The following is a 24,671-nucleotide window of genomic DNA, read 5'->3' on the forward strand; positions in this document are numbered from 1 at the left end:
ATTTTCTTAGAACTATAGATTTGTACGAAACTCTTCTCAAAAAACACAATTAGGTTTTATTAATTTCTACTATAACCTCTATATACAAAAAAAGTGTAGCTGAGCTTATTTACTCAACTACACTAGTATAATTATTCAATATCAATTTGATAACTATTTCTTTTTCTTGTTCTTTTTGTCTTTCTTTTTTTTGTCTTTTTTCTTTTTATCTTTCTTCTTAGACATGATATGTGTGTTTTAGTTAAAAATAATATTTATACCAGATTGATTATGCAAACCATTTTCTAATCTGATGAATTATACCTTAAAATTGGAGTAGATTATATCTAAAAAATTCTAAGATAGGCTAATCTAACAATAAATTAACAAAATGTAAATCAAATGTGAATTTAATGTTAACAAGAAGATTATTTCCCTTCTAAGAAGTCGAATTAATTCCTTTATTATTTTTGTAAATCGCTCATCAACTTTTTATAAATACATTGATTTCTTGCTTTAGTTTAACAAAATGATCTTTGAGTGCATTATAATCTTCTTCTTGAATCATTTTTTTATCAAATAATGAACTTCCCATACCAACTCCAAAAGCTCCCACCTCAAAAAATGTTTTGATATTTTGTAACGATACTCCTCCTGTTGGCAGTAGTTTAACCTCATTTAGAGGCGCCAAAACATCTTTTATATATTGTACTCCCAATTGAGCTGCTGGAAAAACTTTTACAGCGGCAGCTCCCATTGTCCATGCTTTAAATATCTCTGTCGGTGAATAAGCTCCCGGAAAAATAGGTATTCCATAAGACACACACTTTGCTATTACTTCTTCGCTGATAACAGGAGTAACAATAAAATTTGCTCCTGCTCTTTTAGCATTTTCCAAATCTTTAATGCTTATTACCGTTCCTGCTCCTATATTCATTTGAGGGAATTTCTCTATGAGTGTGCTTATTATTTCTTCTGCATCGGGGGTATTCATTGTTATTTCGATAGTATAGAATCCAGCTTCTACAAAAGCAGAGGTCAATTTATATATCGTTTCTTTAGGTAAACCTCTTATAATCCCGATAACAGGTGCCTTGTGGTACAAATCCCATGAGAATGTAGTGTTATTTGCCATATTGGTAAAGTATTTTCTTTTGTCCTTGTAAAAATGCCTTTTCAAGCATGTTTTTATTAAATAAAACTAGTCTTTGAGTTGCAAAAAGCATTTGTAAAGCTTCTCTGTATATTTCGTAGATTGTACCTGATGCCGCTAAGAAAATCTTATCTTCTTTTTCTTTTAGATATGATAATTCGTCTCCGATCAAAAGGCCACTCAAAAAATAATAGTTATCCTGTTTGTCAAAACTATATAAAATATCTTTTGCTCTTACAGAAAATAAGTTTTCGTTTAGTTTTCCATCAAAACCTAAAACAAGTCCTTCTTTAAAAGCGGTTTCTCTTTTTTTATCCCATTGAGCTGTAGCAATTGAGTTAGCTAATATACTATGCTTTGAAAATATCTCAAATAACTCGCCTGTCATAAAGTTTTTAAGACCGCTAAACTTTCTGTTACTATAGGCCAGATGTTTACTATGAGTACCAGGTAATAGAAGAATTCCTTTTTCAAATGGAGCTAAATATTCTTCGAGACCAACCGCCTGAATCTCTTCGCCGCGCATCATTCCTGTATCACCTCTCACCCCTGATATTAAGAGAATTTTAGCTTTGGAATTCCCTGATAAGTACTCCCATTTTAAACTACTACCATTTTGTAGTATAGGTAAGTTAGCATAGTCTAATTCTAATAAACCAATATTTGCAGAGGCCATTCCAGCCAGTATAATCATATATTCCTGTGGAGTATCTGTAAGCTTTAAGGTTTGCTCTAATAAGAAGTTCAAGAAAAAATCATACTGACTTATCTTATTTTGGTTGAGGTATTTTTGGTAAACAGTTTTCACACCCTGATCATTTTTGACTTCAGCAAGTACTTTGAGCGTTTCTGTCTCAACTAGTCTCAGCCTAAAATTACTAGTCCCCCAATCTCCACTTATAAAATGATTTGGTATTTCCACTTAGTTTAATGTTTTGGTAATTCTTCTCTTTATTAAATAGTGATCAAAGGTATAAATGGAACAATCAACACCCATACCTTTATATTTTATACCTCCATGAGGAAGGTTTATGTCATATTTAAAACCGTTTAGATGCACCTCTCCAAATTCTAATTTTTCTTCCAATAAAGCAAGTACAACTTTATGATTTGAATAAACAAATATTGCATCAAACTCAACATTTACATCATCATAGAGTGTTGTAATAACATTTTTTTTTAATGCATGTAAATGAGGGATAGTTTCATCTAAAATTATAAAATACTATTAGAAATGAAGCTAAAACTAATTATTCCCGCATTTATAATCATCTTATCTATGGCATTAAATGGATATACACAAGACTTTTCTGTCATTAAAGGAAAGGTAGCTAATTGGCCAACTGATACTGTCTATTTACAAACTATGACTTACCATTCACCTCACTCAAGTGAGATTAAGTTTCAAATACTTGATGCAGACAGTACATTTTATTTCGAATTGAAAAATAAAAATTTACCCTTAGTAATACAGCTATTCCCCAATCAAGATTTATTAAATCTAAACAAAGAACAGTTGTTATTCTTAAACTTTACAAAAGACTATTATTATGGTCATTGTGATAAATTCTACACATATAGTACCAGCACTTTTCTGATTGAACCTAACACTACGTTGGAGGTAGAGCTTACAAATAATCAGACTCTTAAAAAATTAGGCCCAGAAGTAGCAGAGAAATACAGGAAACTAGGAGCAAAAGTATTACCTAACAACACTATTGTAGAATCTCAAAAAACAGAAATTAAGTTTTTAGGTGAAAATACTGTTCAAAATGAATACTTTCAAACTACATTTGATTTGAAAGATAAAATAGATAATCGTTTAGACCTTTACAAAAACAAACCCATTGAAAATGCCATAGTAAGTTTAAAAAAAATAAAGCAAAAGCTGTTAGATAATCTTGAAGCAGAAGAAAAAACACTCTCACCTACATTTTATGAATATGTAAAAACCGAAATAGAGTTTGGAGCTAGATTGGAGTTTATTAAATTTTTAATGTTGACTAAAACAAGCGAACACTTTAATCCTGACTCACTTTTCAAAAATGAAATTTCAGCAGAGCTTTTAGATATTATTGAGTTTGATAAAGACAATATTAATCCTGTTATAATAGCTTCTGAAAACTACAATAAGTACTTAGAGCTTTATTTGAATTTTAAAATAAATGTCCAAAACAAAAAATACATCATTTATAATGAATTCAGTAAACAAAAATGTAAAAGTGCTATTCGAGAATTACCTGAAAAATCAAACTACTTTTACATTGCTAACCAGCTGCTGTATAAAATCAGAACTGATGATTTTGTGGAAGATTTAGTGGTTGCGACAATCAAAAAATTTCCTGAAGGAGAATTGAATGATAAATTAATGGAAAAGTATGATTTATAATACTGTTTATAGGATTTAATAATCTAATCATTAAATACTTTGAATAAACTACTTAAAACACTTCTTCAGATACTGGGTATTGTATCATTATTTTTCTTGCTCGGTTATGTACTTACTTATCCATATGAACTGTCTTATAGAGGAAATGATGCAATAAAATTGTTCGAAGATTCTTATGAAAAAGCTTCATTTGAAGAACTCATCAATCGAAAAGAGTTTGAAGGAAAGGTGCTATATGTTAAAATATGGGAGCCTTTTGACGAGGGCAATATGCCCTATACAAGACATCAACAAGAAGTATTCAAAGATTTACTAGACTCAATAAGAAATGATATTGGTCTTGAAGAATACAAATTTCTCTCTTTAAGATTAAGAGCTGGAATCGGGCAGTCAGTACCAACTCCAGCCCAAATAGCAGCAATTGAATCAGTTAACCTAAAATACAACAGTAGAGATTTTGCCATGCTACATATTGCTAATCCAGACACCCGATCTAAAACTAAAAATGACGATTTTCGAAAATGGAAAATGGCTATTAAAAAATATAAACTTCAAGGTTATCATTTACTTATGAATGCAAATTGTTATAAGCAAGTAAGGCAAAGTATATTAGAGAAAACTAAACATCCTTACCTTCTTTTGCCATTATATTTACTTATTGATAAGCAGGGTCATATTACTAACTATCAGGCAGCATGGCCACAAGATTCTACAATGTTATATACTCAAATAGATAGTCTCTTAGTAAGATAAAACAAAGTGATTATGGCCTTTTCAATTTCAAATCTCTCGACTAAGAAAATCATTGTTAATCTCCTTTTTTTTATTGCTTTTGCATGGTTACTAATAACTGTAACACCAAATTTCTATTCGTACTATTCATTAGACATAAGATATACTACCTATATGTTTTTAGTTGGGGTGGGAATGTTTTTTATTCATAATATAGTAATTGTACCCATAAAGTTTGAAGAGGGTAAAGGAATTAACTATTTGATATTTTCTATAATCTGCATCATTGCTTTTGCAGTAACTGAAGTATACCTATTTATAGATATTATAAATACTTTAAATACACCAGACAGTAATATATTTAACATTGCCGCAAGTAAACTTTTTAGTATAAATAACTTAATTAATACTAACGCAACAATCAGTTTTCCTCTTTTGGTTATCGCTATTTTATCAGTTATCTATTGTTTATTGGTTTATGGATACCAAGCAATTTCTCCTTATCTAGAAGCATTTTTCCACATTATTGCCCTCACATTGTTGTTTGCGTTGCTAGTTACTATTCCTAATATTAATAAAACCAGTCTCAGTTTGTATCTCCCTCTAATATTAACATTTTATATCAATACATTTGGAATATCACCCTTAATACTTAAAAATAAGATTTACTACCTATTAGGCTTATTGACACTTATTTTGAGTTATTTCTTGTTACAAACAATTCTTCTAACAATTTATAATGGCCCTCAATTCAACCCAGAAACAGGAAAACCATTTACACAACAAGATATACCTCAAGTAATTTTTAGCCTTCCCAACTTAATTATCCTATCTATCATTTTGTTCCTTTCATTTGTTTATTCATTTGTAAGAATTAAGATACAATCTAGGGAAAAATCGCTCAATATTAGATTAGGAGAAAAAGAGTCGGAATTAAAACTCTTAAAATCACAAGTTAATCCACATTTCTTGTTTAATAGCCTAAATACATTATATGCAACTGCCCTTAGTGAGAAAGCAGAAAAAACAGGGACAAGTATTGCTAAGTTGGCAAACTTGATTCGATATATGCAGAAAGATATAAATAGAGATTTTATACCATTAGAAAACGAAATAAAATACATCACTGATTATATAAGCATACAAAAACTTCGATGTGCCATTGAGCCTCAAGTGGAGACAACTTTTATAAATATTGAAAACCAATTGATTAGTCCGGGTATTTTCATTCCATTTGTAGAAAATGCTTTTAAGTATGGTATTGATCCTTCGCAAAAATCTACTTTGCATATTTCAATAACTTGTAAAAAAAATGAGGTCCATTTTATATGTGTGAATAGTTATAATGATGATTTTAAAACCTTTTATAAGGAGCAAGGATTGGGAATTGGAATTAAAAATGCACAACAAAGATTAGAACTTGTTTATCCTAAAAAACATACTTTTGAAATTACTAAAATAGATAATAAGTTCACTATTAAAATTTCAATTACTATCCAGAGAAAAAACTAGCATCTAAATATTGAAAAATTCATTTAATAAAATTGAAAGTTAATGATAACAGCCGTAGCTATTGATGATGAGCCAAAAGCAATAGAAGTAATTCAACATCATATATCTAAAATTAATGGAGTTATCCTTCTAGCATCTTTCTATAATGCAAAAGAAGCCTTGAATTTCTTAAAACAGAACCCGGTAGATGTTATATTCCTAGACATTAACATGCCTCATTTTTCTGGAATTGAAATGCTAGATGAGCTACAAAGAAAACCGAATGTCATTTTTACCACTGCCTACTCAGATTATGCTGTAGAAAGCTATAACTATAATGCAATTGATTACTTACTAAAGCCTTTTGAATTCGAACGTTTTCAGATAGCTATAGATAAAATTGCACATAGAATTGAAGAAGCTACACAACAAAATCAATTCATTTTTATAAAAGATGGATTTAAAAACATAAAGATTACTTTCGAAAAAGTATTGTTTATTAAAGGATCAGGTAATTACCTCGATATATTTACTAACGAGAAAAGTTATTCACCCCGAATGACCTTTTCAGAATTAATTGAAAAATTACCGACTGCTCAATTCATCAGAATCCATCAATCTTATATTGTAAACATTGAACACATACAAAAGATTGAAAACAATCAGGTTTACATAGCAAATCATCAGTTGCCTATAAGTAATCGATACAAAGCGACATTTTTTAAGCGATTAAATTTATAGCACCTTTTTAGATTAAAAATTTTCCGATTTTTTTTTCAAAAAAATCATTCAAAATAGATAACCCATAGAAAAACGGATGGTTCGGTTATATGTATCGAGATAATCGTAACCATCTACCGTATTAAATCCCAGTTCGCCACTTATGTTGATATTAAAACCACTTTCAAACTCATAACCTAATCCTAAAACTCCTGCAAAATCCAACTCATTTATATCATTAGAAATATCTTCTTTTTCCACAATGCTTATATCACCTACAGTAAGATCATAAGCACTATTTAAATGATAACCCATTTGTGGACCTACAAATAAATTGAAGCCATCTGAAACATAGAGTCTTAATAAAAATGGAATATCAAGATAATTAGACTCCACTGTGGCTTCTGCTCTTGTGTTGCCAGCTTCAGCATATAAACCTGTGCCTTTCATTGTATACATAATGCCCGGCTCAATGGCAACAAGCTGAGAAAGTCTAATATTAACGACAGCACCAAAATGAAAACCATAGGTTGTTTCCCAGTCATCTGGGTAAAGTTCCTGACCTTCGTAGGTGTAGAAAGGAAATTCGTTGGTCCAGCTATTTAAATTTACTCCAGCCTTTAAGCCAAAACTTGATTTAGGGAAAACATCTTGTGCTTTTACATTTATTGCAAGTAACAAAAGACAGATAATAGTAAAACCAAATCGATTGGGATTTATAGTATAGAGTTGTATAGCACTGTTCTTTATTTTGGTTTCCATAATTTTGATCTGTAAAGTAAATATTCCAGTTAAATGCTAAAATTGATGGCCGTTTTCTATATATAGCATCTGCATCCAAATGGTTACCCTAGACCAGAAATTATTAATATTCCTTTTGCAAAAATCAGCCACATACTTTTCTACTATGTGCTCTTTATTGCAGCAAAACAGTTCTGCATTCTTCTTTAAACAATAAGAATGCAGAACCAAAAAAATATTTGCTACTAAATAATATCTTTTAAAATCGATAACTTAGGAATGTGTGAGTATTTAAAGGTTATAACTTGTTGAGACTAAAAACTCCCAAACTTCATTTACTTTTTCTAAATAAATAAGTCTACCAGATTTTAATGTGGGACCATCTGGCGATTCCATAAACCAATAAGATTCTATACCCACAATTGCTTGGGTATAATTTTCGTTAAACCCGATTTTGTTGAAATAAAAATACCATTTTCCTGCTTCAGGGTATTTTTTCTCAAAAAGCGCCCAACTATTATACAGGTTTTCTCTATCAAAAAAATAGGCTAACTCTTTATTTGATATAATTTTAACCCCCTTACCAGATACAGCAATTTGTTCATCTAAAAGATATGTACTGCTATTTGCATTTACATATTGAGAATACAATGTTGAGTCCATTCCCGACAATTTATCAAGGCTAAAAAAAACTTCGAGGTTTTCTTGTGGAGGTGTGTACGAAGTAGTCTGTTGCCTTATAATAAACTGCGAAATACTGAAACTCTCAAGAATAACACTATATATTTCGTATTCATCTGTCTGCATTTGGTCAGCTGTTTCTATAGAAAATTCTGGAATAGTTTCATTCGAATCTTCACAAGAAAAATGGGAAAGAGTAATGATCAAGAGTAAAATCAAATAGCTTTTTTTCATACAGAGATTTAAAGTGTACCAATAGTTTTATCTTAAATTAATTCCCTGAAGTCTGGTAAAATAACTCAACACTTCTTCAGATTTTTTGGCAAACATAATCAATAAAAATCACCATATATCTAATTTTATTTTGGGTTAATTTATATTAACCACTTAGCATATATCCGAATCTTAAGGACAGATTAAGAGTAAATTCCATGATGCTGAAATACACTTACTATATGTTATAAATAATTTTATTAATCCAACTTCTTTTCTCCATCATAAAAATACACACCAGCAAGGTTCCACCTTTGCTTTAGCTTTTCAAGCTTGTCTTCAAAGTTTGTAAAATCTTTGTTTGCTAAATTAGTCCAACCTACTTCTGAATAAGCGGCTAGTCGAGGAAAAATTTGTCGCTCCAATTTTTCTTGTGTAGGTAACCACTCAGTCCACATCTGTGTGCCAAAACCAAGAATATATGAATGATATTTTTCTTCTAAACCTTCGGGTATGGGATTAAATGCATAAGACTTTGAAAGTGGAGTTCGCTCAAACGTATAATCTAAATAAGTATCCCAATGGTTTGAGTTTACTACATTGTAGCCATCTTTTACTGCACGAGTAATTAAATTTAGGTCACCTTTCCAAAAATGTACAATGGCAGAATTTGCTAGTTTTTGTTCTACTTCTAGCGTTTTCTCTTGGTTTTCTTCGTGAATATTATCGCCCATAATTTCGTTCCAACCCATCATTCTTTTTCCCTTTGAGTCTATATAATTAGAAATCTGATTGGTAAAATAAACCTGCAAATCAACTGGAGATTTAAGCCCGTTCTCTTTCATAAATTTTTGAACTTCCTCAGACTTTTCCCACGGTTCAAAGTTTACTTCATCACCTCCAATGTGTACCACCTCACCCGGAAAGAGCGCGATTACTTCATCCAAAACATCTTTTAAAAATGTAATTACTTTTGGGTCTGCAATGTTGAAGGAATCGTCCATCTTGCCAAAAGTTTCAGGAACGGCTGTAGTAGTACCCAAAGAACCTAACCAAGGATAAGCCGCGACTGCTGCCATAGCATGGCCCGGCATCTCGATTTCAGGCACAATGGTTATATGTCTTTCAGTAGCATATTCAATAATCTCTTTTATTTGTTTTTGAGTATAAAAACCTTCGTGAGGTTCGCCAGTTCGCTTATCGCTTTTTCTTTCTGTTTGTGTGTCTGCTCGTTTCGAACCAATCTCTGTAAGCTTCGGATATTTCTTTATTTCTATGCGCCAACCTTGATCATCGGTTAAATGCCAATGAAAAGTATTCATTTTTAAGAGAGCCATTTGGTCGAGTAATTTTTTCACTTCTTCACTCCCTTTAAAATGTCTCGATTCATCTAGCATAAAAGCTCGCCACGGAAACCTTGGTGTATCTGTGATTTTTATAGTTGGAATTAAAATATCAGCCGGTTGAGTGGAATACTCAAAATCTGTAGGGAGTAATTGCCTGAAAGATTGAACACCATAAAACACACCAGTACTGCTTGCAGATTTTATAGAAACTTCATCTGTATTAATTAAAAGTATATAACCTTCTTCTCCGTATTGGCTCTTTAAAGTAGGATCAATAGCTAGCGTAATTCCCTTACCTTTAGATTGTATTTTTGCGTTCTTATTAAATCCTTTTTTTAAAACATCAGCCAGAAAATTGACCTCGTTTTGCAGTTCTTTTGAAGCTATAATTTGGGTTTTAGTATTTAATGTAAATTCTCCTTCTCCCAATTCAATCTTATTTGGTTGAGGAATAATTTTGATATTCTTCTGCGCAAAAACAGAAGAACAACTAATGATAATAGCAAAAGCTATCAACTTTATGAGTTGCATATTCAATTCTTTTTTAATCTAATTTTTATTAGAGATGATATATCTTTTAGGATCAAAGATGAGCTACTTGAAATCAATTTAAGGTTATTTTACCTTCATCAATCGATCGTATAATAATTGTATTGGCATTACTCTCAATTGATTTTGATGTTCAATTTCTGTATCATACAAGAAACCTTTATTTAAAGCAGTGAATCTTCTATTAAGGGCTTTGGCATCTTTTAGTATTTTTTCAAGCTCGCTAACAAGCTCAGAAGTTTGAGCAATCGTAAAACTATCAGCATTGTATTTGGCTTCCACTCCTTTAAAATCGAGGTAATGCATTCTTAAATCTGCCATGAGTTTAAAATGTGCAAATTCTGATTGGTGTTTCTTTGGCTGAATGTCGTTTATCTGATCTCGTATTTTCCCGAAATCTTGCTGCATCTGTTCAACGCTCTCACTTTTTTGCGGTTTCCCGTTAACAATTAATTCTGGAGGAACAGACAAAAATGCTAATAGTGTTTCGGTATCTTTCTGGTTTAAACCAAATTGATTTGCCGCATAATCAAGAATAAACTTATCTGTGTCGATTGGCTCTTTTGTCTTGATTGCTTCTCCATAACAAGCAATCAAAATATTAAAACCCGACATAGGATAAGTATTTCTTATCTGAACCATGCCCATTACATCATAGCCAACATCCCAAGTAAATCCATACAACCCAGAGGTAGACCAAGAAGTCATGATTAAACCTTTGTACCCAGCTTTTCTAGGATATGGGATAAACTCTCGCTGATTTTCGAAATGCTTAGGCCAGTCGGTTACATACCAGTTGTCTGGATGGCTTCGAATTGAGGGTGCTCCCCAAAAAGTAAAACCCTTTGCTTGCAAGTCGGGAATATCTCCAAAATGATTGATTTTCCAGCCGTAATTCCAGTCTACAAAAATGGTTTCTTTGGGTAACTCATCGGCAGCTTCTGGGTGTTTGAGAATGATATCTGCCCACATCACTGGTTTTTTACCAAGTGAAATCACTATCTCAGCAATCATTTTCATGTGATCTACAAAAAGTTTGGATTTTCCCTCTTCTGCTACTTTCTTTTGGCAAAGCTCACAATGACCTAAAAGATAAGTTTCATCACCACCAATATGAATGTATTCTGAATTATGCATGGCAGCTAAATCTGAAAACAAATCGGTAAACAAAGCTTTACTTTCAGTGATTTTCATTGGGCAAATTTGGGAGATGTCTTTTCTATCTTCTTTAAGATGACTATATCTTGTATTTCGAAGAATATACTCAACATGCCCGAGACTTTGTTGCAATGGAATTACCTTTATGCCAAGATTATCACAATAGGAAACAAACTCTTTTACCTCTTCTCGCGAATAAGAATATTTATTAGAAATAGCCGGATGTTTCTCAAATGGATAGGTTCCCTCCCATTCCATAACAAGGGTATTCATTCCCATTTCGGCAAGTTCATCTGCAAATTTTTTAAGTGCTTCAGGCGTCATCACCTGAATCCGTAAATCCAAATGAAAACCTTTTACCTTAAAACCTTCTGAGCTAGTTGTTTGAGCTTTTATTATAAAACTCACTGTTATTAAACAGTAGATAATTAGCGTATTAATAATATTTTTTAACTTCATCTCCTTCTTTTAAGTGAAATAGTCGAGCACTTGCTTATTAAACTTAGGCAATTATGCCTTTAAAAAAATAAGATTGAATCAATAGATTTCAACTCGATCTATAATCATTTCAGCTTCTTTGTTATCCGATGGATTTTGCCCTTGGAATAGCCATAAATTAATTTTTAATCGCTCTTCGCTATCTGGCGGAATGTTGTCGCCAGTGTAAGTCCAAGTGCTAATAATGTCTGTTTCATCTGGTTCTAAGGTGTGTCCATAAAAACTACCAAAATCTATTTTATCGGTTTGCCAATCGAAAAAATGGGTAGATAAATTATTCTCTAATTTCAGCTCGTACCTTTCCTTATTTCCAACTATATAAGACGGTTGCACCGCAAATTGAGAATCTTGATTTTCAGTATCAGACCACTTCGAAAACTCGATATCAATTTCTTCTTCGTCATTCATATAAGTAAAAAGACCACCTACCACATTTTTGTCCAACTGATCTACTCGACTGCTCACATAAAAAACATATTTGTTATATCCCATTGATGTGCGCAAAGAGATACCTGAACAGTACCAGTTACCTCCACTTTGTACAATTTTTAAATGCAATTTTCCCTCGTCGTCAACCCATACATTTTCTTCTGAATCAGAGAAGTAATTAGGGCCAGGCCCTAACTTCTCCTCATCAGATGTTCGTACAATCCATTCATAGCCGGAAAATTCTATTACTCGATTTTTCTTATCTATTTCGAGTATTTCTTCTTCCTCTTGAGCTTGAGAACAAGAGTTTAAATTCAAAAACAATATGGCAAGCATATACACAGCCGAAAAGTGCATTGGTTTCTTCCATCTCATCAATACTTTCCCCATCATTTTTATTCTTTTATTGAATTGTAATGTTTACATCAAATGCTTCCAAACTTGAGCCTGCACGGTCTCTCGCTGAAAGCACTACCTTATCTGTTGAACCATTTCCATCATTAATGTATAGCAGGTTCATTACATCAATATCATTTTGGGTAAATCTATCTCCCACTTTTAATATGCTTGCTCCTTTCACTAACCAACCATTTTCGGGAACACTTTCAACTGTATAGATTACATCTTCGGCTGGTGCGCCTGTAACTTCTAACACATCATTACTCCAAGCAAATGTGCCACCTTGCTCTGCTGAGATACCTGTATTGGTTTCCATTTCTAGTAGGTTTGTACCAGACGAAATTGTAGCGATTAGCATAGGCATGTTTAAACTCGCATTTTCTTTAGAACCAAATTCGTCAGTTTCGTTACTTTCTTCTTCGGCATCTAACATCAAAGAAATTTTACCTGCATTTTCTAGAGACTGATAATAATCGGTGATGTTAAAGGCAAAGTATTCACCTGTTGCCAACTTCACCGAAGTGATTGTAGATATTGGATCACTATCTGGAAATGGTGCATTATCCCAAGTTAAGCCCATTTCTGTCCAAGTGGTATCGGTAGCATACACATACAAAGGCACACCTTTACCATGTGTAAATGAAATTGACATGCGTAATTCTAAATCTGTAATAACACCTTCTGTCTCGAACTCTGCCAAATCAAACATTAAGAATGGTCTCCTTTGATACAAACCACCATCGCCAGATGCATTTTTCATGAGAATCTTTTCGGCACTACCAAAGTTTGTTCCTGATTGATTACCCCCGTTTATGTGAGTATCATAAAGAACAAAAAGAGTGTCTTTTACTATGGATGGATCAGGGGTAGTTAAATCGCCAGAAGGAGCAGAAAAATAAACAATTGAATTTACAATGTGTAAAACACCGTTTGTAGGCTCCAAATTAGAAGTTGAGATTTCCCATTGTGTACTTGTTCCTTCATTGATGAGACCAATAAAATTACTGTTATGAGAAAGGTACATTAACTGTCCATTTTCTGTTTCGTAAGGCAATGGCCTGTTGCTATCCATTAATTCTGGATCGGTAAAAATGACTCTGCCGTTCACTAAATGATACAAAAGTGCATTTCTTAAAATTGGAACTGGTACGTCTCCCAGACTACTATATGCGTTTGATTCCAGATATTCTTCAAACGCACTATTGGTTGGTGCTATAAAAGTTCGGGTGGTGCTGTCTGTGTAATAGTCTTGCAAACCTGCCAATTGAATGGCCTCAGCATATAAACTCAACGCTTCATTAGATTGAATATATTCCCAAGCGCTTACATCTAACACTCCAGTGGAGTTACTTTTTTGATATTCAAAGTCTTCTTGAATTTCGCAGCTATAAAGTCCGGCAAGAACTAACAGCATGAATACATTAAGCTTTGAATGTATAATTATATTTAGTTTTTTCATTTTAAGATCTTGTTATTTGTGTCTAACAAATATTTCTAACTATCTATAAAATTGATTTTGCTCAATATTAGGATTGCGATTGATGGCATCCTCATGGATTGGCCAAACCAAATTTCCCTCATCGTTTAATCCATTAATAGGCTGCATCACTTCTATAGCTCTGCCAGTTCTTACCAGATCAAACCAGCGATGGCCTTCATAAGAAAGTTCGATGGAGCGCTCATGTAAAATGGCAGCTTCTACACTTCCATACATGCTTTCTGCATCAGCTTGATTAAGTTCTGGCAGACCAGCTCGATCTCTAATGGTATTAATCAAACTCAAAGCTTCATCTATTTCACCAAGTTGGTTGTGTGCTTCTGCTTTTAAAAGCATGATGTCTGCCAAGCGCAATAGCACGATGTTGTTTTCAGAAGGATCAGCGCTTTCATCGTTAAAACCTTCACCGAAAAACTTCCAGATTTTTCTAGGCTGTTCTTCTGTTACATCGTAAATTAAATCTTGTCTAAGATCACCTTCTTCAAATGAGTTTCTGAAAGTTTCACTTGGGAAATAATGGCTGTCTGACCCCAAAGCATACAGCACACGCAAAAAGTTGGTTTGCGTTTCGTTGTATCCAATTTCGAAAATACTCTCATTAGAATAACCTGATGTAAATATTCTAGACCAATCGTTGATTGTAACCAATGAATAAGTCGTGTTTTCTAGAACGTTATTAGCTGTTTCAATCGCTAACTCATACTTATGCCTCCACATATACACATGGGTAAGCAAAGCATTTGCACTACCTTGCGTAAACAAAATACGGTCTCTGTCTCCACCAAAACTCTCCCTGCAATTTTCAGCAGCATAAATCAAATCTGCTTCTATCTGGTCTAAAACTGCTTCTTTATCTGCTTTCTCCACAAACAATTCTTGTTCTACACTTTCGTAAGGTTCTGTAATAAGAGGAAGATCACCCCAAACTCTTACTCCATAAAAGTAAGCCAAAGCTCTTAAAGCTCTTGCCTGACCTGTAAGCTGCAAACCTGCTTCACTTTCACCATCAAAAACTGTAGGTATATACTTAATCGCATAGTTTGCACGACTAATTGTTTGGTAGAGTGTAGCCCAATTTGCTGAGTTAATTGTAGTATTTAGGTTGTTTTGAGTTAGTGCTAATGGATCACCTGAGTGATTTGTTGCAACTGCATCTGCCCTGCCTTCGCCCCAAAAAGAAAAGTTCACATACAGCGTAGATTGTAGTGCGTCGTAAATACCATAAACACCTGCCTGAGCATCACTGGCAGTTTGGTAAAACCCCTGTGCAGAAAAACTACTTTCGGGTTCTTTATCCAAAATTTCGCAGGAGAACACATTTAGTAGCATTATCCCTAATATGATTCTGATTAAATTTTTCATTAGTTTCTTATTTAAAGTCCTAATTTCAGTCCTATAATAATTGTCCTACTTTGTGGATATGAGCCTTCATCAATTCCTGCACGTAATCCATTATAAGAGTTTACATCCGGATCGTATCCTGTATATTTTGTCCAAGTAAGTAAGTTGGTAGCATTGATGTAGGCATCTACCGTGCTTAAGCCCAAGCGGTTTGTTAAACTAAAAGGCACACTATAGCGGAGGTTCACATTTTTTAATTTAATGTAAGAGCCATCTTCTACCCAGCGGCTTTGTACTCTGCTGTCAGACTGCATTGGGTCGTCGTATACCGGCTTAGGAAAATCGGTTACATCTCCTTGCTCGCGCCATCTGTTCAAGGCATCAGTTGATAGATTGTCATATCTTACTACAGAATTTCTCTGGTGGTTAATTTCACTATAAATATCATTACCATAAGAGAATTGGAAGAAAACATTTAGGCTAAAGTTTTTGTAAGAAAATTCATTGCCAATTCCCCCGAAGAAATCCGGAACCGCATTTCCTATTACTTGTCTATCGTCTTCGTCTATGATATTATCTCCATTGAGATCATCCCAAATCGGATCTCCGCCTTCAAACTCTCTGCCTAATGCTCCGTTGGTTACTCCATTTACATTATCTTCATCACGTGCATATACGCCTTCAAACTTCCATCCATAGAATGTTCCAATTGGCAAACCTTCTTTTAAGATATGATAGGTTCCATTTTGAATGTACCCATTGGTTAAAAGGTTATCTGGTAAATCTTTTACCTTATTGCGATTGGTACTGATGTTAAAATTGGTATTCCATTGGAAGTCACCCACTAAATTTCTTGTACTTACCAAAATTTCAATCCCTTTGTTCTCTATACTTCCTATGTTTTGAGTGATGTAAGTGAAACCTGTAGTTCTTGGAATTGGCACATTATAAAGTAAATCGTTTGTTTCTTTTAAATATACATCTGCATTTAAAATCAATCTGTTATTTAAAAGGCCAAGGTCTAAACCAGCATTGTATTGAGTAGTGGTTTCCCAAGTTAAACCTGAGTTTGGCATAATTGAAGGTGCCGCACCAGAATAATCTAGATAGTTGGTTCCTACTGCAAACTCACCTTGAGAAGTATAATTACCAATGGCTTCGTTACCCGTTTGACCAGCACTAAATCTCAGTTTTGCATCACTTAAGAAAGTCCAGTTATCAAAGAGACTTTCTTCTGAAAATCTCCACCCTACAGATGCAGATGGGAAGTAACCAAAGCGTTTATCTTTACCAAATCTCGATGAACCATCGGCACGCATATTTACTTCGAGTAAGTATTTCCCTTTGTAGTCGTAAGACACTCTACCAAAGTAAGATAGCATAGAATGCTCAGTGGTAATATTTACTTCTTGATTAGAGATAGTACCTGCTCCATTTAAGGTTCTTATATTATCACTTGGAAAATACATTCCATCTAATCCAGTACTTTCGTATTTCCAGTTTTGGAAACTCATACCCGCCAATGCACCTAGATTATGGTTTTCACCCAGTTTTTTCTGGTAGCTGAAATAGTTTTCGTTACCCCAAGTAATATTATTGATTGCTCTTACTGCTCCTGTGTTGTAACCTTCGCGGTAATCCAGTGTAGAAGGGATAAACTCATCTTCTTTCATCGAAACATAATCGAGGTTGAGGTTACTTCTAAATTTCAATCCATCAATAATGTCGAATTCCAAATACTCACTGCCAATAATACGATTACTTTTATTTAGGTGAGTGGCTAACTCTGCCAAACCAACTGGGTTTCTTTTACCAAACTGATAACCATTCAATGAGCCATCTGGTAAATACATGGCATATGTTGGCGGGCGAATAAGTGCTTCCCTAACGACACTTAAATTACCAGTACCACCAGCATTAATCCGATTGTTAACTCCATTTGTATAAGAAATACTTTGCCCAACTCGTATCTTCTCAGATACATTAAAATCTACATTTAACCTAGAAGTCACTCTCTTATAATTGGAGTTAAGAATTACGCCATCTTGATCTAAAAATGAAGAACTCCAAGAATATTTCATGTTATCGGCACCGCCTCTTACTGCAAAATCAATTTTGTACTGTGGAGCTACTCTGTAAAGTTCATCTTGCCAATCTACATCTCCGTTGTTTTTGGGATTTAACGAATCAATTACAGCCCAAGTAGGATCAACAGGATCGTCCATATTATTATAAGCATCAATAATTACCTGTCTGTATTGGCTGGCATTTAGCACATCTAATTTTCGAGTAACCTCACTTACTCCGCGGCTTACTTCTAAACTTACTTGCGCTTTGCCTTCTTCGCCTCTTTTGGTGGTAATCATAATTACACCATTGGCTGCACGTGAACCGTAAATAGCCGTTGAAGCAGCATCTTTCAAAACTTCTATAGAAACTATATCTCTCGGATTAATATCTGCTAGTGGATTTAACCCAAAGTTTTCTGTACCATTTAAAGAAGATAAACTATTAGATTCTATCGGAACTCCATCTACTACATAAAGCGGTGAGTTTCCAGAGTTTAAAGATGAATTACCTCTTACTCTTATAGACATGCCTCCACCCGGCGCACCTGAATTAGATACAACTTGCACACCAGCAGCTCTACCTTGTAGCACAGATATAGGGTCTTGTAAATTCATTTGATCTATATCGTCGCTACCTACAGAAACGACTGAGCCAGTCACATTTCTTTTCTTTTGCGTTCCATAACCCACTACCACAATCTCTTCTAGTTGGGCCATATCTGGGTTAAGTTTTACATTAATAGTAGATTGATTGCCTACTTCTACAGATTGGGTTTCAAACCCGATATAGCTAAATTGTAAAGTACTACCTTCGGAAACAACTAGTGAATAATTACCATCAATATCTGATGTTGTACCTTCGTTGCTACCAGTTACTAGAATATTTACTCCCGGCAAGGGTTCTCCATCTTCGGCAGAAGATACATTCCCGGAGACTTTGAACTGGACTGTTTCATCTTTTACAAGTTCAGTACTGGCAATAGCATCTGGTGAGGTATCATCCACAACTATAATATCATTTATCCGCTTAAACCGGACATTATATTTTTTTGCCAAGTTGATCAACACCTGCTCCAATGAAGCATTTTTTTCTTTTTCTGAAAGAGAGTTGATTTTGTTTTGCAGGGTTTTGGGAGTATACAGAAATCGGAATTCAGTCTGATTTTCAATTGCTCGGAAAGCATCTTGGATAGAAGCATCTTTAAGCTCAAAAGATACATAAACATCTTTTAAACTTTGGGCACTTCCAGTAGTACTCGCCAATAAAACTCCGCCAAAAAGGGTTTGTAGAAACCAGCCCATCAAAAATAATCTTGACATATAATAAATTTGTCTTAGTATCTTTAAATGCATATTTTTAAGAGGTTTTTTGTGAAAAAAATTTATGGAAAGCCATAGGTGATTAGAATAACTTCTACTTGGTTTGGCGACTTGGGAAGAAGTTAAATTTATTCACCACTGCTAATGAGGCCAATACTCAAATGAGTATTGGCTTTAATTATAAGCTTAATTAAAGGAGTATAAAATATTTATAAACCATATAAATTTACTTTAGAATTATTGATTGAAAAATGGAACTTTGCTCGTTCTTTTAAGGCATTTAATACATTTTCTAAGGATTCATCCTTAAAGGTTCCTGTATAAATCTCCTTAGTGTTTACTTTGTTATTGGCTTTGATTTCTACCCCATACCAGTTTTCAAGCATCTCGATAATTTCAGATAAAGGTGTGTTTTCAAAGTAAATGATACCATCACTCCATCCAATTTCTTTGACGGAGCTGTAATCACTTTTCTTCAAATCACCGCTTGATGAAGAAAATGTTGCCATCTCTTCTGGTAAAAGGGATACGGCATGGTTGTTTCCGGTTTTAGCTGTATTTGTATCCTCCACTTTTACTTTTCCGGTAACCACTGCCACTTTTAGTAGCGGGTTTTCCGGATAAGCAGAAATATTAAAGGATGTTCCTAAAACGGTAGTAGCTATATTTTTAGATTGGATTACAAATGGTCTAGAAGTATCTCTTTTTACTTCAAAAAATGCTTCTCCTTCTAAAAATATCTCTCTTTTGTCTGTGTTGAAATGGGCAGGGAATTTCAGTGTGCTATTAGAATTGATTTTTACCTTGGTTCCGTCTTCAAGAAAAAGGGTTAGTTTTTGTCCTTTGGGAACGTTTTTTTCGATAAAAGCAATTGTTTGTTTTTCTGTGTTGTCTTCGGTTTTAATTCCCGAAAAGTATTGATAAAATAGAGCACCAAGAACTAGAAATACGGCTATAGAAGCTGCAATTTTCATCTTGTTCCAGTTAACAAAAGAAACTTGTTTGTGCTCTAATTTTTTATGGTTGTTTAAAAACTCTTTAAGTTTCTTTTCATCTTCCTCAAATTGTTTTGGGTCAATTTTTACTTTATTTAAAGATACGGATTGGATCAATTTTTTTGCTTCCAAAATATCTGCTTCTTTCTCTGGAAACTGATTAATTATTCCAGTCCATAGCTTTATCGCTTCAGGATTTTTGCCTCTGGCATAGTCCTGAAAAGATTCATCCATAAAAAAATCACCAATACTATATCTGGAATAATCCATAGAATTTTATGAGTTTGTTGTATAGTGGGAATAAGTACTTTTTTGTACCCTACTTTTTTAAAAAAAAATTAAAATAAATCATAACCTGTTGATTATGAGTAGGAAAAATATAATTTGAATAGCAAGAATTTTTCTCAAAGACTGTAAAGCCTTGTGTAAAGTGTTTCTTAGAGATTGATAACTTAATGAGGTAATATCCTGAATGGATTGATAATCTAATTCATCAAAAAACTTAAGATAGATGATTTCTCTCTGCCTCGGAGAAAGTTGTGCAAGTGCATCTAAAATTTTACGCTCTTGCTCTTTACTTAACTGATTTTTTATGAGTAAATCTTCTGGCGAAATGCTTACTTCAAAGAGGTTTTCTTCATTGGTATTTAAACCTAGTGATTTTTTTTCAGCAGTGATTTTAGTAAGCAGTGCTCTTCTTAAGTATTTTAAAAGGTAGGCTTTAATATGAACTACATCTGCAACAGTAGATTTCTTTTCCCAGAGATCTGCAAATATCTCTTGAATCACATCTCGGGTGAGTTCAGAGTTAGCCGAAATCTTAAACCCATAACTGTATAAAATTTCATAATTTGAATGGTAAATCTTTAAAAAAGCATCTTTATCTCCTTTTTTAAATAAAGACCATAAGTTTAAGTTTTCTCCACTCAATTTGTTTGTAGTTAATATTTCTATTTATCATGGCTTTTTATCGCCATGAGAATACATCAAACATGCAATGTAGTTGATTTAGCTTAATTTTTAAAAATGAGTACTCGATAAAATTTCTTAGAGCTAATTGAATAAATTTAAAAGAATCGATATTGTTTTGGATTAATCATAATATTGACACATTATACTTGTAATATATTCTGTTAAAATGACTACATATGAAATTATAATAAATTTATTTTAATTATTTGATAATTATATATTTTATTATAGATATATCTTAAATTATTATACATAAAAAGTGTAATATTGATTAAAAGCGATGATATTTAAATAATCCTTAAAAACCTCAATTTTATCACATCAGCTTATTCTTCTATTTACTTATTAAACATTCGTACAGGTTCTAGAGAGATACCATTCTATTAAAACTTGCTATTACACCTTTAATTAGGTACATCTTCTCATTTTTCTTAATCTAAAATTGCTGAGCATAATCAGATGTGCAGTCGTACCTAAAATGGGCATTTTACCACAAAAATGCACTTTTACAACAATCATTCAACTATCTCTGAATATGAATAAAAAACGATTATTAATTATCATCATTAAAAATGAAAGCACATTTACTCCTATTGTCAAAAATTTTATTAATCATTCATTTAGCTAATGCGCAACCTATTCCACCAGATGCTTATAATCCATCTGATAATTTTGATAAAGTGGATACTTCCATGATATATTTAGAATGGTTTGTTCCTAAAAACACTGATGAAACTTTTAATTATGATATCTATCTCGGTAAAGACCCTAGTCCACCCATTTACAGATCTGCTATAGAAATAATAGACGGCCCTCTGAATGATGATGCTACCGAGTTCAGCTTTTCAAGTAATATTCAAGATGGAGATGATAAACTGTACCTTGCTAACTATATAAACATAAAAGACACATTCGAAACTAACACCACTTATTACTGGAAAATAGTCGCTAAAAGTGCATCTGGACTCAATTTAGAAAGTAATATTTTTACTTTTAAAACGAGAAAACCAAACAAGTTACCAAATGCTCCAAAATTAATTTCTCCAACAGACGGAAGCACCACCGAAAATGGAAACATTACTTTGCATTGGAATAAAAGCACTGATCCTGATGGAGATGAGGTTTCTTACCATGTCTATCTAAAAAGAGAAAACAATATTACTTCAATTATTGCTAGCAATATTACAGATACCACTTACACCATTCCTTATCAATTGGTAGATCAATTAAACTATCAGTTTTTAGTGGCAGCAGTTGACGGTTATAGTAATGAGGCTGTCATTTCTGAAAGCAATAGTTTTACCATTGGAAACTATTATAATGATCCTCCTCAAATAGGAGATTTAATTTATCCTATGCCTGACCCATTAATGATGAATTTAGACACCCAAAATCTTGGTTTTACGATCAATTTCACTTGGGAAGGAGCCTACGACAAAGATGGAGATGTACTCAAATATGATATTTATGCTGCACAAGAGCCTGATCCGCAAACGCTGGTTGCCACTAATCTGGAAACCACCAGTTACAAACATACATTTAGCACCTATGGAATGCTTTACTGGAAAGTAGTGGTAAAAGATGAAACAGGGCTTTCAGATACTTCCTCCATCTCTTATTTTTCTTGTTGGAATAATCCACCAACTACATTATCTATTGACATGGTAGATGTGGAAGGAGGTACTTTTATGATGGGACAATCTGATGCTACAGAAGAATATATTTTAACTACAGATATAGGTACTGAAATTTGGTGGGATATCACAAATGAAAACCCTGCTCATGCTGTAACCCTAAGCAATTACAAAATAGGCAAATACGAAGTTACCAACCAGCAATATGTGGAATTTTTAAATTCCATCATACCATTTACCCACTTTGCAAATTCATTAAGATCACATAGGCAAAAATCATTTCCTTATCAGGCAGTTGTGCTCAATAATAGTAGCACACTTTGTTTGGTTTTTGATGCTACTCGCGATTTATCAGAAAGAGATAATATTGGCTATGAACCTGGGTATGATTCACCGATTATTTGGAACGGAACTAATTTTGAAGTTGATCCTAATTATGCTAATCATCCTGTTCGCCATATGTATCATGATGGTGCTTTAAAATTTGCAGATTGGGCTGGTTATAGATTACCAACTGAAGCAGAATGGGAGTTTGCTGCTTTAGGGGGCAATAAAAGTGAAGGTTACAAATTTGCTGGTAGTAATGATTATACTGAAGTGGCAGTACATGGCATGAATACATCTGTCATTGGATCTTTAAAACCAAATGAATTAGGCATCTTTGATATGTCAGGCAATGTGGGTGAAATCTGTCAGGATTATTATAATGAAAACTATTATAGCATAAGTGATTCATTTAATCCTGTTTGCCAAACTAAATCAAATTTAGGACCATCTGTTAGAGGAGCCAATGGTGTTTTTGAGACAATACTTAGAATAAAACGAAGAGAATATCTAGCTGGTGCCCAATACATTACTTATGCTGGTATTAGACTGGCTCAATCTGATAAAATTTTATTGGAAGGTTCCATTACTGATAAAAAGGGAAATCCTCTTACAGATACACCTATTGTTGGTTTTCCGACAGAAGTAAAAACAGATGAAAATGGGCACTATTCAGTGGAGGTTTTTGGAGGTTGGACAGGTAAAGTAAGTGCTGTAGATAGCAATTATAGCTTTTCTCCAGACTATATTGAGTTCGATAAATTGTATAAAGATTCAACCGAAAACAACTTTATAGCTTCTTCAGTAGATACAGAAAATTACAGCATTACATTTAACATCTCAGATGGTACTAATCCTATCGAAAATGCCAAAGTTGTAATGGATGAAGAAAGTTATCTCAGTGTTGCTAATGGTGAAGTTATCATTGATGAACTGGAAAATGGAAATTATAGCTATTCCATTTCTGCAAAAGGTTTTAAGGATTATACTAGTGAGTTTACTATTAATGATGCTAATCTAGAAGAAAATATAACCCTCACACCTATTGAAGAATCTCTTTATTCTATTACCTTCAACATCTCTGATGGTACTAGCCCAATTGAAAATGCCAAAGTTGTAATGGATAATGAAAGTCATCTCAGTGATGCTAATGGTAAAGTGGTAATTGATGAATTGGAAAATGGCACTTACAACTATTCCATTTCTGCCGATGGCTTTAAAGATTACAATGGCGAGTTTGTTGTTAAGGATGCTGATCTAGAAGAAAACATCACCCTCACTCCTATTGAAAAACCGCTTTATTACATCATCTTCCAAATTTCTGATGGTACTAATCCAATAGAAAATGCCAAAGTTGAAATAGATAATGAAAGTTATCTCAGTGATGCTAACGGGGAAGTAATCATTGATGAATTGGAAAATGGCACTTACAACTATTCCATTTCTGCAAATGGTTTTAATGATTATACTGGTGAATTTACTATTAATAATTTCAATATTATTCAGTCTGTTACATTGGATAAAACTATTCACGAGAATATCATTTATACCGTAAAAGGTGACGTACTTGATAACGATGGAATTCCAATATCAAATGTGAAACTGGATGGACTGACTACTGATGTAATTACAGATGAAAATGGTAGCTTCTCAACTACTGAAAATGAATATTGGACAGGAACAATTACACCTAAACTAGAAGGATACTACTTTTCACCTTACAGTAAAACAATACACCAATTACAATCAGATGTTTCCATCGATTTCACTGCACATAAGATAGCAACACCACTTGATAAAAAACAAGAAGTTGAACTTATTAAAGTTTATCCCAATCCATCGACTGGTAATTTTACATTGGAGTTGAATGCAAAATCATTTGTACAGATTATAAGCATAGATGGCAAAATAGTTTTTGCAAATGAGCTATCTAGACCAGAACAAATCTCTTTAAAAGGCAAAGGCATTTATATTATCAAAGTTGAAAATGAGAAACAACTTTCAGTTGTGAGGATTTTGATTGAGTAAATTAGTGCTATA

General features: G+C 33.4%; 17 protein-coding genes. 5 read left to right on the top strand and 12 right to left on the bottom strand.

Translation table 11 applies throughout. The features are described 5' to 3' along the window. Positions 1-463: 463 nt before the first annotated feature. Complete coding sequence (locus tag OQ292_RS22365; protein WP_284686172.1) at positions 464-1,114, bottom strand: bifunctional 4-hydroxy-2-oxoglutarate aldolase/2-dehydro-3-deoxy-phosphogluconate aldolase; 651 nt, start codon at positions 1,112-1,114, stop codon at positions 464-466. Further along, the gene (locus tag OQ292_RS22370) at positions 1,104-2,054 is read right to left on the bottom strand and encodes a 2-dehydro-3-deoxygalactonokinase (RefSeq protein WP_284686173.1); all 951 of its coding nucleotides are present in this window, start codon (positions 2,052-2,054) and stop codon (positions 1,104-1,106) included. The genes OQ292_RS22365 and OQ292_RS22370 overlap by 11 nt, the downstream gene beginning before the upstream one ends. A gap of 519 nt (positions 2,055-2,573) precedes the next feature. Between OQ292_RS22370 and OQ292_RS22375 the strand changes: the two genes are divergently transcribed. From OQ292_RS22375 to OQ292_RS22390, 4 genes are all read left to right on the top strand, one after another. Continuing rightward, positions 2,574-3,521: a hypothetical protein gene (locus OQ292_RS22375; protein ID WP_284686174.1), complete on the top strand. Its 948-nt coding sequence runs from the start codon at positions 2,574-2,576 to the stop codon at positions 3,519-3,521. 39 nt (positions 3,522-3,560) lie between these two features. Further along, on the top strand, positions 3,561-4,274 hold the full coding sequence (locus OQ292_RS22380; RefSeq protein WP_284686175.1) for a hypothetical protein: 714 nt from the start codon (positions 3,561-3,563) through the stop codon (positions 4,272-4,274). 174 nt (positions 4,275-4,448) lie between these two features. Beyond that, the gene (locus OQ292_RS22385; RefSeq protein WP_284686176.1) at positions 4,449-5,765 is read left to right on the top strand and encodes a sensor histidine kinase; all 1,317 of its coding nucleotides are present in this window, start codon (positions 4,449-4,451) and stop codon (positions 5,763-5,765) included. Between the two features lie 42 nt (positions 5,766-5,807). Beyond that, a complete protein-coding gene (locus OQ292_RS22390; RefSeq protein WP_284686177.1) occupies positions 5,808-6,485 on the top strand; it encodes a LytR/AlgR family response regulator transcription factor in 678 nt (225 codons plus the stop codon). Between the two features lie 48 nt (positions 6,486-6,533). On the opposite strand, the gene OQ292_RS22395 is transcribed toward OQ292_RS22390, so the two are convergent. From OQ292_RS22395 to OQ292_RS22440, 10 genes are all read right to left on the bottom strand, one after another. Then, positions 6,534-7,226, bottom strand: coding sequence for a porin family protein (locus OQ292_RS22395; RefSeq protein ID WP_284686178.1), 693 nt, complete (start codon positions 7,224-7,226; stop codon positions 6,534-6,536). 270 nt (positions 7,227-7,496) lie between these two features. Next, positions 7,497-8,120 (bottom strand): hypothetical protein, encoded by a 624-nt coding sequence (locus OQ292_RS22400; RefSeq protein ID WP_284686179.1) that lies wholly within the window; start codon positions 8,118-8,120, stop codon positions 7,497-7,499. Positions 8,121-8,359: 239 nt separating this feature from the next. After that, the gene (locus OQ292_RS22405) at positions 8,360-9,976 is read right to left on the bottom strand and encodes a beta-N-acetylhexosaminidase (protein ID WP_284686180.1); all 1,617 of its coding nucleotides are present in this window, start codon (positions 9,974-9,976) and stop codon (positions 8,360-8,362) included. Positions 9,977-10,060: 84 nt separating this feature from the next. Beyond that, positions 10,061-11,611, bottom strand: a complete 1,551-nt coding sequence (locus tag OQ292_RS22410) for a beta-N-acetylhexosaminidase (protein ID WP_284686181.1) — start codon at positions 11,609-11,611, stop codon at positions 10,061-10,063. Between the two features lie 78 nt (positions 11,612-11,689). After that, on the bottom strand, positions 11,690-12,472 hold the full coding sequence (locus OQ292_RS22415) for a glycoside hydrolase family 16 protein (protein ID WP_284686182.1): 783 nt from the start codon (positions 12,470-12,472) through the stop codon (positions 11,690-11,692). A 10-nt stretch (positions 12,473-12,482) separates the two neighbouring features. Next, complete coding sequence (locus tag OQ292_RS22420) at positions 12,483-13,892, bottom strand: CBM96 family carbohydrate-binding protein (protein WP_284686183.1); 1,410 nt, start codon at positions 13,890-13,892, stop codon at positions 12,483-12,485. Positions 13,893-13,976: 84 nt separating this feature from the next. Beyond that, a complete protein-coding gene (locus OQ292_RS22425) occupies positions 13,977-15,338 on the bottom strand; it encodes a RagB/SusD family nutrient uptake outer membrane protein (protein WP_284686184.1) in 1,362 nt (453 codons plus the stop codon). Positions 15,339-15,349: 11 nt separating this feature from the next. Beyond that, the gene (locus tag OQ292_RS22430) at positions 15,350-18,706 is read right to left on the bottom strand and encodes a SusC/RagA family TonB-linked outer membrane protein (protein WP_284686185.1); all 3,357 of its coding nucleotides are present in this window, start codon (positions 18,704-18,706) and stop codon (positions 15,350-15,352) included. Positions 18,707-18,915: 209 nt separating this feature from the next. Then, a complete protein-coding gene (locus OQ292_RS22435) occupies positions 18,916-19,971 on the bottom strand; it encodes a FecR family protein (protein WP_284686186.1) in 1,056 nt (351 codons plus the stop codon). 78 nt (positions 19,972-20,049) lie between these two features. Further along, positions 20,050-20,631: an RNA polymerase sigma factor gene (locus tag OQ292_RS22440; RefSeq protein WP_284686187.1), complete on the bottom strand. Its 582-nt coding sequence runs from the start codon at positions 20,629-20,631 to the stop codon at positions 20,050-20,052. A gap of 614 nt (positions 20,632-21,245) precedes the next feature. On the opposite strand from OQ292_RS22440, the gene OQ292_RS22445 reads away from it, so the two are divergent. Beyond that, positions 21,246-24,659, top strand: coding sequence for an SUMF1/EgtB/PvdO family nonheme iron enzyme (locus OQ292_RS22445; RefSeq protein WP_284686188.1), 3,414 nt, complete (start codon positions 21,246-21,248; stop codon positions 24,657-24,659). Positions 24,660-24,671 lie beyond the last annotated feature (12 nt).

It is taken from the genome of Chondrinema litorale (assembly GCF_026250525.1).
GTDB lineage: Bacteria > Bacteroidota > Bacteroidia > Cytophagales > Flammeovirgaceae > Chondrinema > Chondrinema litorale.